Origin of the sequence: Clostridioides sp. ZZV14-6154 (assembly GCF_020657785.1) — a bacterium.
Lineage (GTDB): Bacteria > Bacillota > Clostridia > Peptostreptococcales > Peptostreptococcaceae > Clostridioides.
On sequence record NZ_JAGWCY010000005.1, the window covers coordinates 227,954 to 242,357 of the forward strand.

13 protein-coding genes and 3 tRNA genes are annotated in these 14,404 nt (G+C 30.5%); all 16 read right to left on the reverse strand.

Annotation, left to right across the window (positions count from 1 at the left end):
- Positions 1–13 precede the first annotated feature (13 nt).
- The 16 genes from KGF45_RS12880 to KGF45_RS12955 all read right to left on the reverse strand — a co-directional run bounded on the left by KGF45_RS12880 (position 14) and on the right by KGF45_RS12955 (position 14,357).
- Complete coding sequence (locus KGF45_RS12880; RefSeq protein ID WP_227827891.1) at positions 14–610, reverse strand: CDP-alcohol phosphatidyltransferase family protein; 597 nt, start codon at positions 608–610, stop codon at positions 14–16.
- A gap of 28 nt (positions 611–638) precedes the next feature.
- A complete protein-coding gene (locus KGF45_RS12885) occupies positions 639–1,796 on the reverse strand; it encodes a (Fe-S)-binding protein (RefSeq protein WP_413841048.1) in 1,158 nt (385 codons plus the stop codon).
- Positions 1,797–1,901: 105 nt separating this feature from the next.
- A complete protein-coding gene (gene glmS, locus KGF45_RS12890; protein WP_227827892.1) occupies positions 1,902–3,734 on the reverse strand; it encodes a glutamine--fructose-6-phosphate transaminase (isomerizing) in 1,833 nt (610 codons plus the stop codon).
- A 267-nt stretch (positions 3,735–4,001) separates the two neighbouring features.
- A complete protein-coding gene (gene glmM, locus KGF45_RS12895) occupies positions 4,002–5,348 on the reverse strand; it encodes a phosphoglucosamine mutase (protein ID WP_227842689.1) in 1,347 nt (448 codons plus the stop codon).
- A 170-nt stretch (positions 5,349–5,518) separates the two neighbouring features.
- Positions 5,519–6,076, reverse strand: coding sequence for a 2-oxoacid:acceptor oxidoreductase family protein (locus tag KGF45_RS12900; RefSeq protein WP_227839389.1), 558 nt, complete (start codon positions 6,074–6,076; stop codon positions 5,519–5,521).
- Complete coding sequence (locus tag KGF45_RS12905) at positions 6,077–6,829, reverse strand: thiamine pyrophosphate-dependent enzyme (protein ID WP_227827895.1); 753 nt, start codon at positions 6,827–6,829, stop codon at positions 6,077–6,079.
- The gene (locus tag KGF45_RS12910; protein WP_227434529.1) at positions 6,829–7,908 is read right to left on the reverse strand and encodes a 3-methyl-2-oxobutanoate dehydrogenase subunit VorB; all 1,080 of its coding nucleotides are present in this window, start codon (positions 7,906–7,908) and stop codon (positions 6,829–6,831) included. Before KGF45_RS12910 ends, KGF45_RS12905 begins: the two co-directional genes overlap by 1 nt.
- 29 nt (positions 7,909–7,937) lie before the next feature.
- Positions 7,938–8,153: a 4Fe-4S binding protein gene (locus tag KGF45_RS12915; RefSeq protein ID WP_227434528.1), complete on the reverse strand. Its 216-nt coding sequence runs from the start codon at positions 8,151–8,153 to the stop codon at positions 7,938–7,940.
- A 42-nt stretch (positions 8,154–8,195) separates the two neighbouring features.
- Positions 8,196–8,873 carry an ATP-binding protein gene (locus KGF45_RS12920; protein ID WP_227827896.1) on the reverse strand — a complete coding sequence of 226 codons (678 nt, stop codon included), beginning with the start codon at positions 8,871–8,873 and terminating at the stop codon, positions 8,196–8,198.
- Entirely contained in the window at positions 8,863–9,942 is a 1,080-nt protein-coding gene (gene buk, locus KGF45_RS12925; protein WP_227842690.1) for a butyrate kinase, read from the reverse strand. Before buk ends, KGF45_RS12920 begins: the two co-directional genes overlap by 11 nt.
- Positions 9,943–9,963: 21 nt before the next feature.
- Positions 9,964–10,866 (reverse strand): phosphate butyryltransferase, encoded by a 903-nt coding sequence (gene ptb, locus KGF45_RS12930; RefSeq protein WP_227434525.1) that lies wholly within the window; start codon positions 10,864–10,866, stop codon positions 9,964–9,966.
- A gap of 303 nt (positions 10,867–11,169) precedes the next feature.
- A complete protein-coding gene (locus tag KGF45_RS12935; RefSeq protein WP_227827898.1) occupies positions 11,170–12,354 on the reverse strand; it encodes a CdaR family protein in 1,185 nt (394 codons plus the stop codon).
- Entirely contained in the window at positions 12,351–13,190 is an 840-nt protein-coding gene (gene cdaA / locus KGF45_RS12940; RefSeq protein WP_227434523.1) for a diadenylate cyclase CdaA, read from the reverse strand. Before cdaA ends, KGF45_RS12935 begins: the two co-directional genes overlap by 4 nt.
- Positions 13,191–14,112: 922 nt before the next feature.
- Positions 14,113–14,186: transfer RNA gene (locus KGF45_RS12945), tRNA-Arg, on the reverse strand.
- A gap of 9 nt (positions 14,187–14,195) precedes the next feature.
- Positions 14,196–14,270: transfer RNA gene (locus KGF45_RS12950), tRNA-Gly, on the reverse strand.
- Positions 14,271–14,280: 10 nt separating this feature from the next.
- A tRNA-Asp gene (locus KGF45_RS12955) sits at positions 14,281–14,357 on the reverse strand.
- Positions 14,358–14,404: the final 47 nt, after the last annotated feature.

Below are 14,404 nucleotides of genomic sequence, written 5' to 3' on the forward strand. Positions count from 1 at the left end.
CTCGAAAATTAATTTATAATATTTTTTTTGCTTCTAATAGTCTTTGAACTGCTGTAAATAAAACTACTATAGAAAATAGATTTGCTATCATCCCAATATAACTTTGAAATAAAATCATCAAAGTAAAAAGTATAAATCCCTCACTCCTTTCAGCTACGCCAGCTTGATAATAAAATGATTTCATACCTTTTTTATCAGTTAAAGCACCAACAGTTAAAAATATAGTCATTGACATAAGAATACTACTTAAAAGAATCATTAGATTTAATCTTACATCAATCATCTTCAAACCAAATACTAAAATCATACTTATTTCTACTATTCTATCAAAAGTAATATCCATTAATGTTCCAAATAAGGATGTTTTATTACTACTTCTAGCCATATCACCATCTACAGCATCTAGGTATCCTGAAACCCATAATGTAATTATTGCTAGCACTTTCATATCGAGATATATAAATAAAGATGTAGATATTCCAACTATAAGCGCTATTATTGTTACGTTATTTGGGGTTAATTTAAGTTTTAAAAAGAACTCTGCTCCTTTGCTTATAAATGGCTCTACATATTTTCTTGCATGTGTATCTAACATATCATTTCCTTTCATTAGCTTATATACTTTTTATGTGCATTTATTAAGTTTCTATATTCATCTTCTTTGCTAATGCTATTCCTTTATACCTTGTGCTCCATTTTTTAATAGATGATGTTTTTTTCTGGGTTAATTTATTTTTGTTTATAACATCAACATCAAAAATAAAATCTAATACATGTAGTGCTTTTTTATCTGCCATTAACATAGACTCACAACAAGATTGACAGTATGAGATTACATAATCTGTTTTTTTATTATTTGCTCTATTTTTGGTCTGGTTTATAGCAACTTCATTATTAGTAACCCTTACCATACCTCCAGAGCCACAACATTCTGTGTTTTCTCTATTTTTTTCAAATTCAATTATTTTTATTCCCATAAAACCCAGTATATCTCTGACTGACTCATGTATATTATTCTCATTTCTTATAGGGCATGGGTCATGTAATAAAAATTCCTGATTTAAATCATCATAATGATTTTTTAGATTTTCTGGAAGCCCATATTCTTTTATCACCTCCCATATTGAAATCACTTTTATATCACTATTATTTCTTATAGTATTAAAACAATTGGGACAAGCTACGATTACCTCATCTATATCATTTTCTCTAAATAGCTTGTCTATTTTAGAATAATATTCATCAAATTTATTTGTATCTCCCATAGCTAAAGTTGGCTTGCCACAACATTCAAAAGCTAAGGATATATTTTCTATATGATTTTCTAAATATTTATATGTTTCTAATACTAAGTCACTACTATAGCTAGAAAGGCTACATCCTGGGAAAAAAATCTTTTTAGTGTTTTTTTTAATAAATTGTTTTGAGAATAATGGAGAGAAACTATTAGTTTGATGAAATTTTATTGTTCTATATCCTATATCATTTAATTCTTTTTGATTATCATGGAATATTTCTTTCCTTACATCAAAAAATATTTCTTTTAAATCTATATCTTTTGGACACTCTACCTTGCATATTCCACATAACATACAGGAATATGGCATATTTTTATTTATTGATTTATTTTGTAAAATATCTATCATAAGTTCTCTTGGTGAATCTCCAAATTCTTTCATCATAGGGCATACTTTAAAACATTTTTTGCAATTTATACAATCATCGTTATTTTTTTCGATTTTTTTTAATGTCTCTAGTTTTAGCTTTACTTCTTTTATACAAATACACCTCCAGATTGATTAATAGTTTTTTTCTATAATAAAAAACTCATTCTATAAAATTATAACAAATAGAATGAGTTTTTTCTAATAGATATTATCTATGCAATTTTTAATATATTTTTATTCAACTGTTACTGATTTAGCTAAGTTTCTTGGCTTATCTACATCGCAACCTCTTAGTACAGAAACATGATAAGCAAGTAATTGCATTGGTACAACTGCTAATATTGGTGATAAAATATCATCTGAGTTTGGTATATATATTATTTTTTCAGCAGCTTTTTCAACGTCTTTATTATGACTTTGAGCAATTGCTACGACATAAGCTCCTCTTGCTCTTACTTCTTCCATATTAGAAACCATTTTTTCAAATAATTTTTCTTGAGTAGCTATAGCAATTACAGGAGTTCCTTTTTCTATTAATGCTATTGTTCCATGTTTTAATTCTCCTGCTGCAAAAGCTTCTGCATGTATATATGATATTTCTTTTAATTTCAATGAACCTTCCATTGCTAAACTATAATCTATACCTCTTCCTAAATAGAAAGCATGGTCAGAGCTAACAACTGTTTTAGCAACTTCTTTTATATATTCCTCATTGTCTAATATTTCTTGTATTTTTGATGGTATTTCTTTCATCTTAGAAATCATACTATCATAAAATTCTCTAGTTATTGTTCCTTTTTTAATAGCAAAATCTAAAGCTATCATATATAAAGAAGTTATTTGAGTTGTATATGCCTTAGTTGATGCAACTGCTACTTCAGGTCCTGCCCAAGTATAGAAAACATCATCTGATTCTCTTGCTATAGATGAACCTACAACATTAGTTATTGAAAGTATTCTTGCTCCTTTAGCTTTTGAATCTCTTAATACTGCTAAAGTGTCTGCTGTTTCACCAGATTGGCTAACTAATATTACTAATGAGTTTTCATCTACAAATGGGTCACTATATCTAAATTCTGATGCTATATCAGTTATTACTGGTATATTTACAAATTTTTCTATAGCATACTTACCAAGTAATCCAGCATTATATGCTGTTCCACAAGCTACTATATAAACTTTATTTATTTTATCTAAATCTTCTTTAGAAATATTTATACTATCTAAAATTATATTTCCATTATCATCAAGTCTTCTTTCTAGAGTCTCTCTAACTCCTGTTGGTTGCTCATGTATTTCTTTTGACATAAAGTAATCATATCCACCTTTAGATGCAGCTTCTACATCCCATGTTACATGGAATACTTCTTTTTCTACAAGATTTCTATTAGAATCATAAATTGTTACATTTTCATCTTTTAGGTGAACTATCTCTCCATTGTCTAAGAAATAAACATCTCTAGTATATTTTAATAAAGCAGGTATATCTGATGCTATAAAGTTTTCGCCTTCACCCACACCGACTACAAGAGGACTATCTTTTCTTACTGCAACTAATTCATTTCCATGATCTTTACATATAACACCTAATGCATAAGCTCCTCTTAATTTTGATATAGTTTTATATACAGCGTCTAACAAGTTACCTTCATAGTATTTATCTACTAAATGTGCTATTACTTCTGTATCTGTTTGAGATTCAAATTTAACACCTTCAGAAATTAATTCTTCTTTGATTTCCATATAATTTTCTATTATCCCATTATGAACAACTGCTATTGTTTTAGCTTGATTAAAATGAGGATGTGAGTTTACATCAGATGGTTCTCCATGAGTTGCCCATCTTGTATGTCCTATTCCCAAATTTCCATCAATAGGATTTTTTTCTAAATCTTCTGCAAGCACAGAAAGTCTACCTTTGAACTTTCTAATATTAAGTTCATCACAATTAGAACCATTAACTGCTACTCCTGCTGAGTCATAACCTCTGTACTCTAACTTAGAAAGCCCCTCTACGATAACTTCTGCTGCCTTTCTACTTCCTAAATATCCAACTATTCCACACATTATTTGTGTCCTCCTAAAAATATTATTTATATATTTTAAGAGTTAGGTCATATAAGTTTACTTTGGCTTCCCTTTGTCCATAGGATTACTCCTATTATTTAAAGAAGTCTTTCGATGGTAAACACACCGCAGAGCATCCGCCGACAATTCGATTAACTCTGACCTCGTCAACTTAGTTCCAATAATACTTAATTCTTGTGTCTATAACTAAGTTCTGGCGCTTAGAAAGGTGTCCTCAGGGTTTATATCTGAGAATACCCTTATAAATTACGATAATTTTTCTTGTATAAGATTAGCTAAATTTGTTGCTAATTCTTTTATTTGACCTTCCTCTTTACCCTCTAACATAACTCTAACCAATGGTTCAGTTCCTGATGGTCTTATTAAGACTCTACCATTTCCATCTAAAATAGATTCTATTCTTTCTATTTCAGTTTTTATTTCTGGATATTCCATATATTTGGTTTTATTTTCATTTTTTATTGTTGCATTCACTAATACTTGTGGATATTGACTCATTATTGATGCAAGTTCTGATAAAGGTTTCTTTTCTTGCAGTATTATATTTGCAAGTATTAAAGAACTAAGAACTCCATCTCCTGTAGTATTGTAATCTAAGAATATCATATGTCCAGATTGCTCTCCACCAAGATTATATCCATTTTTAACCATATCTTCTAAAACATATCTATCTCCAACTGCTGTAGTAGATAATTTTATTCCATTTTCTTTTGCAGCTATTGCTAATCCTATATTACTCATAACTGTAACTACTAAAGTATCTTGTGCTAATTTATTATTTTTCTTTAAATTTAAAGCACTCAATATCATTATATGGTCTCCATCAACAATTTGACCCTCTTCATTTACTGCAATTAATCTATCAGCATCTCCATCATATGCAAGACCTAAGTCAGCATTATGTTCCAAAACAGCCTTTTGAAGTTGTTCTGGATGTGTAGAGCCACATTTATAATTTATATTGTTTCCATCTGGTGAACTATTTATTGAAATTACACTTGCTCCTAATTCATCAAATACTATTGGTGCTACTTTATACGATGCACCATTAGCACAGTCCAAAACCACCTTTAATCCTCTAAAATCAGTGTTAATTATTGATTTTAAATAATCTACATAGTCTCTTTGTGCATAATGCTCATGTAATCTTCGTCCTACATTTTCACCAACTGGCATACAATCTACTTTATCTATATCATCTATATATTCTTCTATCTTTAACTCTATTTCATCATCCAATTTATATCCATTTTTATTAAAGAATTTAATTCCATTATATTCAACAGGATTATGAGATGCAGATATAACCACACCACAATCAGCACCATATTTTCTAGTTAAATATGCAACTGCAGGGGTTGGTATTATTCCAACAGTAATAACATCACATCCAACAGACATAAGACCTGCTATTAAAGATGCCTCCAACATATCTCCAGATATTCTAGTATCTTTACCTACTACTACTTTTACTCTATGGTCTCCTTGAGCTAAAACAAATCCACCAGCTCTACCAAGTCTATATGCTAAATCACATGTTAATTCTGTATTTGCTATGCCTCTAACTCCATCTGTTCCAAAATACTTTCTCACTAAATATTCTCCTTTCATAATTGAAAAGCTTGTAATTTGTATTATATTTTTATAATTCATAAAATACTATTATATTCTTAATTTCAGTCATAAAAATATTTTAATACTTCTCAGCAAAAAAGACAATAGAAATAATTCTATTGTCTTTTTTTTGACATCTTTTTTCTTTATTAGTTAGTTGCTCCACAACATGCAGCATCCATACCTTTTTGTAAAGCTTCTCTGTTTAATGGAACAAATTTTTCTTTTCTAGGTCCAAAAACTTTTTTAAATGCTTCTAATACAGATTCTATATCCACTGTATCAGCTACTTTTAAGTAAGCTCCTAGCATTATCATATTAGCAACTTTATCATTACCTAATTCAACAGCTAATTCATTTGCTGGGATATAATAAACATCTACATCTGTTCTTTCAACTTTTTCTTTTATTAAAGAACTGTTTACTATTATTTTTCCACCAGGTACAACATCGTCTTTAAATTTTTCAAATGCTGGTATATTTAATAATATAGCTGCAGTTGCATCATCTGTTATAAGTGGAGAACCAACAGGTTCACTAGATACAGTTACTGCACAGTTTGCTGTACCTCCACGCATTTCTGGTCCATAAGATGGTAACCAAGAAACTTCTTTTCCTTCTAACATTCCTGCATAAGTAAGTAATTGTCCCATAGACATAACACCTTGGCCTCCGAAGCCTGCACATATTACTCTAGCTGTAGACATTTACTTCACCTCCTCAACTTCAACATTTTTGAAATTTCCTAATGGATAGTATGGTATCATATTGTCTCTTAACCATTGTAAAGCATCATTTGGAGCTAGTCCCCAGTTTGTAGGACAAGTAGATAATACTTCTACTATTCCAAATCCTAATCCTGCTTGTTGAACTTGGAATGCTTTCTTTATAGCTTTTTTAGCTTGTCTAACATGAGCTGGAGTATCAACTGCTACTCTTTCTACGAATACAGCTCCTGTTAATGTAGCTAACATTTCACTTACTCTTATTGGATAACCTTGAGTTTCAGCATTTCTTCCTGATTGAGCAGTAGTAGCTCTTTGTCCAACTAATGTAGTTGGAGCCATTTGTCCACCAGTCATACCATATGTTGTATTGTTTACAAATATAGTAGTTATTTTTTCTCCTCTAGCAGCTGCATGAACTATTTCAGCAGTACCGATTGAAGCTAAGTCTCCATCACCTTGATAAGTGAATACTGTGTTTTCAGGATGAACTCTTTTTATTCCTGTAGCAGCAGCTGGTGCTCTACCATGAGCTGCTTCTTGAGTATCACAGTTAAAATATTTATATCCTAAAACTGAACATCCAACTGGAACAACACCTACAGCATCACCTAATACTCCTAATTCTTCTAATACTTCACCAACTAATCTATGGATTATACCATGTGTACATCCTGGACAGTAGTGAGTTTGAGTATCTTGTAACCCTTGAGTTTTTTTAAATACAACAGCCATTATCTAGCACCTCCTGCAACCAATTCTCCGGCAATAATTTTTTTAGCTTTTTCAACTATTTCTGCTGGTGTTGGAGTCATTCCTCCTGGTCTTCCATGGAAGTAAACTGGTAATTTACCTTCTACTGCCATTTTTACATCTTCCACCATTTGTCCCATACTCATTTCAACAGTTAATATGTTTCTAGCACTAGGGATTTGGTCAAATGCTTCAAATGGGAATGGCCATAATACTTTAGGTCTTATAAGACCTGCTTTTATTCCTTCTTCTCTTAATATATCAATTGCACTTTTCACTATTCTTGAAGTAGTTCCATAAGCTGCAAATATAAATTCAGCGTCTTCTGTTTTGTACATTTCATATTGTACTTCATTTTTTTCCATTTCATTGAATTTAGCTTCTAAGTGCCAACAGTGATCTTCTAATACTTCTGGCTCTAAGTATAAAGAGTTTATTACATTAGGTACTCTTTTTCCTTTAGTTCCAACAGTTGCCCAATCTTTAGGAGGCAATTCTCTCTTCTTTTCAGGAGCTTTGAATTCAACTGGCTCCATCATTTGACCTATCATACCATCTGCAACTACCATAACAGGTGATCTGTAGTAATCTGCAACATCAAAAGCTTCCATTATCATATCAACAGCTTCTTGAACTGTAGCTGGTGCGAATACTGGAGTTCTGTAGTCTCCGTTTCCTCCACCTCTTGTAGACATAAAGTAGTCAGCTTGTGAAGGTTGTATACTTCCAAGTCCTGGACCACCTCTCATTACGTTAAGTACAACACAAGGAACTTCTGCTCCTACTGCATATGTTATACCTTCTTGTTTTAAAGCAACGCCTGGTGAAGATGAAGAAGTCATAACTCTTGCTCCTGCACCTGCTCCACCATAAACCATGTTTATCGCAGAAACTTCTGATTCAGCTTGAACGAACGCTCCACCTATTTTAGGTAACTCTCTTGATAAATATTCTGGTAATTCACTTTGTGGAGTTATTGGGTAACCGAAGAAATATTTGCAACCAGCTTCTATAGCTGCTTTTCCAAATGCTTCGTTACCTTTCATAAGTATCTTAGCCATTAAAATTCCCCCTTAAATATTAATTTAAATTAATCTCTTTCTACTGTTATAACTACATCTGGACACATAGTTGCACAACTTGCACATCCTATGCATTTTTCCATTTCAGAAACAGTTGCTGGGTTATACCCTTTTTTGTTTATTGTGTTTGAGTCTAATTGTATGATTTTTACTGGACATGCTTCAACACATAATCCACAACCTTTACAACGTTCTTGATTAAAAGATACTTTTCCTTTAGCCATTTACCTAAGCCTCCTTAAACTTTCTATATATTTGAGCTCAAACTACATCCAGTCTTCTCTCATATATAATTTTATCGGAAAAATTTCTCCCTCTAAATCTTTTGGTAATTGTTCAACAAGATTTTCTAAGCATGCAACATATCTTATTGGTATATTACATTCCTTAGAAACTTCTTCTGCAACTTTTTGACCTCTTAAAACATCATCAATAGTAGTAAACCTAATAAGATGAGTATTATTAATTAGACCTGTTACCTTTAGTTTAGAAGATTTCTCTATTTCCTTTATATATTGGATAACTTCTTCAGAAGTTTGAGTTTTCTCCCTATTTGCATTTATTACAAAAAGCATGTCATAGTCGCCTTCTTTTAATAAATGACTAAATCTTCCTATAACTCTAGCACCTACATTATCTCCACCTAAGTCTATAACAGAATTGTATGAATGGTCAACCATAGGTGACATTACTTCTGCTGATACTGCTGGTAAATCTAATGTTGGAGCATTAATTGAACTATCTATTGGTTGTATACCTAAAGATTTCATTAGCTCTTTCTTTTCTCTAGTTCTAAAGTATACATTTACCACATCCAAATCGGCTATAGCAACTTTGCCAGAAACCATCTCTCTTAATTTAACAACATAGTTCATCGCAAATTCACTTTTACCACTTCCATAGTGACCTGTTATGATTCTTATTCTTTTATCATTAGTTATCATAAACTTGAGCCTCTTCTTCACCAGTTAAAACTCTAAGTCCACCTTGAGCTAATGCAATCATTTCATCTTCACCTGGATAAACTTTTACATCTGCTATAAATTTAACTCCATATGCAATCATATCTGTAAACATTTTTGAATATGCGATTCCACCAGTTAATAATATTGCTTTTACATCTCCCTTAAGAACTGCAGCATTAGCTCCTATTTCTTTAGAGATTTGATATGCCATAGCTTCATATACTAATTTAGCTTTTTCATCACCAGCTTCAATTCTTTCTTCAACTTCTCTAGCATCATTAGTATTTAAGTATGCAACTAATCCACCATTACCTTTTATTTTCTTTTTAATTTCATCTTGAGTATATTCTCCACTGAAGCACATTTTTACTAATGCTCCTACTGGTAATCCACCACTTCTTTCTGGAGAGAAAGGTCCTTCTCCATCTAATGCGTTTGCAACATCTACTATTCTACCATTTTTATGAGCTCCAACAGAAACTCCTCCACCCATATGTGCAACTATAAGATTTATATCTTCATATTTTGTGTTTATCTCTTTAGCATATCTTCTTGCTATTGCCTTTTGATTTAAAGCATGTACTACACTTGCTCTACTTATTTCAGGCATACCAGAAATTCTAGCAACCTCTTCTAGTTCGTCCACAACAACTGGGTCTACTATGTATGAAGGAACATTAACTTCATCACCTATTTGTTTTGCTATTATACCACCTAAATTTGAAGCATGTTCTCCTAAAACTCCTACTTTTAAATCTTCTATCATAATGTCACTTACTGAGTAAGTTCCACCTTTTATAGGCTTAAGAAGACCACCTCTACCTACTACAGCATCTAAGTCAGATGTTTTTACTCCACCTTCTTTTAATGCTTCTTCTATTACTTGTTTACGAAATTCAAATTGGTCTGAAACTTTCTCATATTTTCCTATTTCTTCAGAAGAGTGTCTTAGTGTTTTTTCAAATACTAAATCCTCATTATCAAATACAGCTATTTTAGTTGATGTCGAACCAGGATTTATTGTTAAGATTTTAAATATTTTGCTCATTTGCCTATTTCCCCCTTAAATTTAAGCCTTTGCTGCCATTAAAACGCCCAAAGCTATTGAGTTTAGTTTAGTTTCTTCACTATCTGCTCTAGAAGTTAATATTATTGGTGCTTTAGCTCCAACTATAACTCCTGCATTTTTTGATTTTGAGAAAAATACTAAAGCTTTATATAATATATTACCACCTTCGATGTCTGGAGCCAATAATATATCAGCTCTTCCTGCTACAGGATGATCTATACCTTTATGTTTAGCTGCTTCTAAAGACACTGCATTATCTATTGCAAAAGGTCCACCAACCATACAACCTTTGATTTCTCCTCTTTCATACATTTCTTCAAGTTCTTTAGCTTCAACTGTATCTTTCATTTTTGGATTTACTTTTTCTTTTGCGCATATTGCAGCAACTTTTGGTTCACTTATATCTAATGAATGTGCTACTGTGCAAGCATTTTCTATGATTTGCTTTTTAGTATTTGTATCAGGAGCTAAGTTCATAGCTGCATCAGTTACGAAAAATAATCTGTCATACCCCTCTACATCAAATACTGCTACGTGGCTTAATACATTACCAGTTCTAAGACCTACTTCTTTGTTTAAAACTGCTTTTAGTATTATTGATGTGTCTACTAAGCCTTTCATTACCATATCGGCTTTTCCTTGTGAAACTAATTCAACAGATTTTAGAGATGCTTCTGCTAAATCTTTTATATCTATTACTTCATAATTTTCGATATCCATGTCTATGCTTTTTGCAATTTCTTTAGTCTTCTCTATATCACCTATTAAAATGGCATTTGCTATTTTTTCTTTTCTAGCCATTTCAACTGCCATTAAAACTTCTTTATCTTGACAACATGCTACTGATATAGTTTTAGGTCCTCTTTCCTTTGCAAACTTAATTACTTCTTCAAAACTTCTCATGCATTTCCACCTCATCTTGAATTTTTTGAAATAGAACTTTTATATCTCAATTAAATTATAACTCGTTCAGCAACGTTTTCCTAGGGATAATTGAAATATTTAATTCAAAAATATTTATTTAAATCTATTTATCAGTCTTTTTTCATATATCTAACACTTTTTAGATTTAACAAATATCTCATTGTCCTTATTTTATAATATAACTAAAATAAACAAGATGCAACAAAAACATAAAATTAACAAACTTAATTTTATAGATTTTTTTGTCGCATCTTGTAACAACTAAATATTCAAAATATTTGTTCATTCCACTTCAACAATATTAGGTTCTATATTTATTTTTTTAAATTGATATGTTGTTTCATATTTTATTTTATATTTACCATTTTCAGCAGGTGCTTCTGATAAATCGATATATAACGAAATATCTTTTTTATTTAGCTTACTTAAATCTTCTGCTGACTCTACAACAACTTGAATATCTCCAGTAGAAATTATACTTGGATTGTCCATATTTGCTGGAATATTTCTTAACATAATATCTTCTGGACTATATACAAACTCAGCGCTTAATTGTTTTGTTTCATTTAGCTTTATAGTTATAGAGGTATCATCAATAGTTATTCCTTCTGGAATCTCTAGACTCACTTCTTTTTCTTCTCCATTAGCTAAATCAACTAAATCAATAGGTTTTGTCTTAATATAATTTATTTTGTCTATATTTTCTTTTTTACCTTTTATTGTAACTTCATCTTTACTTAATTTATAATTTTTCAATGTATTATTATCTTGATTATTATCCTTTAAATCTACTCTTATTGGTACAGTTTTTTCTTTTAATAATTCTACACTTGCTGTTACAGAACTTGAACTTAATGTCACACCTTCAACCTTAGTTCCATCACTATTTAAAGGTATTAAATCCAATTTTTTAGAGAAATCTTCTGTCTCATTGCCGACATTTAGATTAGCTCTTACACTTTTAACTTCTTTAACTAAACTCATCGGACCCGATATATCGACATAATTTTTACTTAATTCAATATTATCTATATTTCTTTTTGAATTCCCACTTACTTCTACCTTTATATCTCTTTTTTCTTTTATATTTTTCTCAAGATTTACTATTAAAACGTCATGCTTAAATTCTAAAGTAACACCTTGAGGAATATTTGCTTTTAAATATACTTCCTTCTTACCTTGTATTGGGTCTTCAACAGTTCCATATACATGTATATCCTCTTTTTTAACTTTTTGTACCTTTGATAAACTACCTTTTATATACACATCTGCTGTTAATTTTTCGTCTGGATATATAACAAGATTTTTATCATTTAAATCACTCATATTACTTATAGATACAGGTATATCTTCAAACCCTCTAGTTTCTTCAGGGTCAACTACAGCCATAACATACATCCATAAAGCAATTGCACTTAAAAATGATATTATTTTTATTTTGGTATTATTTTTTAGTCTATTTATCATTTAAATATACCACCTTTGAAAAAACTTCTTGTTTCTGTATTCGTTTTTAGATTACTACGTAATATATTCATCATTCTTTCTCTAGAAATATCTCTATATAACTTACCAGCTTTAGCAATTGATACGCCTCCAGTTTCCTCTGATACAATCAGCGTTATACAGTCAGAGACTTCACTTACACCTATTCCAGCTCTATGTCTAGTACCTAAATCTTTGCTTAAATCCTTACTCTCTGTTAACGGCAAGAAACATGCAGCCGCCTTTACCTTAGAGTCCCTAATTACAACAGCTCCATCATGTAATGGTGTATTTGGTATAAATATATTTATCAATAATTGCCTAGAAATTTCGGCATCAATTATAGTTCCTGTATTTATTATATCACTTATTCTGGTTTCTCTCTCCATTATGATAAGAGCTCCTATTTTTTGTCTAGAAAGTGAATATAAAGCTTCTACAATCTCTTCTATAGTTCTATTAAGAGTTTCTTCTGAAGTATTTACATTTTTTCCAAATAAATTAAACTTCGCTCTTCCTATATGTTCAAGCCCTGCTCTAAATTCTGGCTGAAAAATTATAAGAGCTGCTATAACTCCGTAATCCAGCGCCTTAAGAGATATCCAATAAACGGTATGCAATTTAAAAGTGTTACTAAGTTGAGTTGCTAGCAAAAGAAATATTATACCTTTAAATACTTGTTCTGCTCTTGTGTCTTTTATAAACATAAATATTTTGTAAAAAATATATGCTACTATGGATATGTCAATTAAATCATATATACTCATTCTTAATATTATATTAAAAAATTCATTTAAAAAAGAATTTATATCTAACACAGTTTTATCCTCCTGTTCGATAACTTCTTAATTATTTACACTATGTATTATACTATATAAATCTAACTCTATACAAACTATTTAACTTTTGTGTAAATAATTCTATTTTTATAGATTGAGATTGTTAAATAATCTCTAAATACATTAAAAACATTGCTAATCAAATATATATTTTCTATTAAAGTTAAATCTAGTTTAAATAATTCAAATCATCAAGGCGCGAATACAAAATAGTACTCGCGCCTTGATGCAATTTTATACTATAAAATCTATTTCAAAATACATATTATCTTTCAATATATTTTCACTACAATAAATTTAATAATCTATTTATTAATTATATAAAATTGTAACATTATTTTTATTAATATTATATTAGTAATATTATTTTTATATTATACCAATAATTTCCTTTATAAATAATTTATATCAACTTCTATTAATATCTTATTATGTATCTTTTCTAGAAATTATCTTTTATAATTAAAATAATTAAAACAGCTTATCTATTTTCAAAGTCATACATATATTACTTATAAATATAACAATTCATTTAATACAATCTACAAACACCATATTATCAAGTATTTAGAATATCTAGTATTTCATAATATATTTCATCGTTCTTTTTCAGTATAAGAAATTAATTTATGAATTTAAATAGTATTCTAATGTCTCAGTACTATAAAGTATACAGTATAATGTATATGAGCCTATTTACTAATAATTAAGTCTATGCAATAAATCTTTCTATAAACTTCTTGTAGACTATTATACATTACCATTAATATGATTACAATATTAATGAATATAATGTAACTCTTATATAATTATAAAGAAAAAGACACAGGTGACATACATGTATCCTGTGTCTTTTTAAACAATATAAAAGTTTACTATAAATATAGTAAACTTTTCTTAATGAGCGCACAGGGATTCGAACCCCGGACACACGCCTTAGAAGGGCGTTGCTCTATCCAGCTGAGCTATGCACCCAAATTATTATGGAGCGGGAAACGAGATTCGAACTCGCGACTTCAACCTTGGCAAGGTTGCGCTCTACCACTGAACTATTCCCGCTTATTTAATTTGGCGACCTGGAAGGGGTTCGAACCCTCGACCTCCAGCGTGACAGGCTGGCATTCTAACCAACTGAACTACCAGGCCGCAAATGGTGGGACCAGCAGGGCTCGAACCTGCGACCCCCTGCTTGT